Source organism: Catenibacterium sp. UBA627, from assembly GCF_002299355.1.
Taxonomy (GTDB): Bacteria; Bacillota_I; Bacilli_A; order Erysipelotrichales; family Coprobacillaceae; genus Catenibacterium; species Catenibacterium mitsuoka.
Map to the genome: position 1 here is coordinate 1 of NZ_DBPF01000121.1, position 1,564 is coordinate 1,564.

Genomic DNA, 1,564 nt, shown 5'->3' on the forward strand with positions numbered 1-1,564 from the left:
CAACAGAATAGATACGTGCAGGGGTTTCAAGTTCTATTTTCCATCCAGCAGGAATGGAAATATTTATTTATACATTGTCACTTTTAGTTCATGCCATTACTTTTTTCCACAATTTGAATGATATGCTGAATTATTAGGATTGCACTGTTCTGCATGGTTATTATTGTTCGCTATATGTGCAGCACTATTAGGATTTTTCTGATTACAGTGATGGTTGTTTTGTTGAATGTGTGTTTATATCATAGTTACTTTTACTAATGATCAGTTTGCTTTCTATACTTTAATATACATAGATTATATATCATTTTTCTAAGTATTTATCAAGTGAAATGTGGCTTTCATCCCACATGCAAACGTGTGGGTTTTTCGCCACAAATTTATAACAAACAAGAACATATTCTTTACCAATGGGTTGTTTATGACCAAAATCATCGATGAGCCATGATTCTCTATTCACATCAACGCGAGGAATCTGTGTATAGTAGCAGTCAGATAAAGTATGGTCAGTACTGTAATATCTGTTTACTGCAATTGTTACTATACCAATTAAATAATAAATACAAACAATATGACCTTCTTTTTCATATTCACCCTTCGATTCTCCATTTTGTTGAATAATGCAATATAAAATAGACTTTCATGATCATGCAGGAAGATATTGGTTACTATGTCAAAAGGATCATGAAAGTCTTTATAAGATTCAGCTGGGGTTATAGTTTAAGCAGGATGTCACTAAAGACTGATGTTGACTACATTTGAAAGAATTATCCGGTTATTTATTCTTCTGTATATTCTAGGAAATTGAGAGTATCCGTATTAATGACTTAATCCTATTATGAGGGGAAAGAAGTCGAGAAATGTATATCTCTGGATTAAATAGCACAAAAAAATTGAATGATGTAATAACCCCAGAATCTTATTGGCATACTTATTCATGATTTAATCAAAGAGTTCCCTCCTTAATCTCTTTAATAGCTCCATATTCTATGATGCAATGGTGCGTGACAATCCTTTTAAGTGCTTGATACAATGACTAGAGAGCAGTATCGTAATACCTTCTTTATTGAGTGCAAGAAGAAGCTGTCTAATAGAAGCTATTTCGTCATTATTGAGATCTTCCATTGGTTCATCAAGTAGGAGAATAGCTGGATGTCCTAAGAGAGCTTTCGCAATCGCAAGGCGACATTTCATATTGTGTGAGAAGTCACGGTAAAGTAACTGTTGGTCCTGCAAAACCACGAGAGATAGGACATGTTCAACTTCTTTTTTGTCATAAATACCTTTTATGAGACAGTGATAGTAAAGGTTTTTAGATGCATTCAAATGATTAAAGAAGTGGCTGTTGACAGCATGGCTTATTCTTTTTCTATTACGTCTTAAATACTTTTCTTGAGTACTTTCTAGAATACTGACTTGTCCTTGATCATAGTAGGTTTTACCAAGAATGATTTTAAATAGAGTTGTTGCCTGTTTTCCCACTATGCCATATATTTCTCCATACTTCACTGTGATGCTGATGTCGTTTAATAAGGGATATCTATTAGATATATGGTTGAGTGAGATT

1 protein-coding gene is annotated in these 1,564 nt (G+C 33.2%); it reads right to left on the minus strand.

The genetic code is table 11. The features are described 5' to 3' along the window. Positions 1-984 precede the first annotated feature (984 nt). A partial coding sequence (locus B2S90_RS07885) for an ATP-binding cassette domain-containing protein (RefSeq protein WP_286696839.1) occupies positions 985-1,564 on the minus strand: 580 nt, incomplete at its 5' end.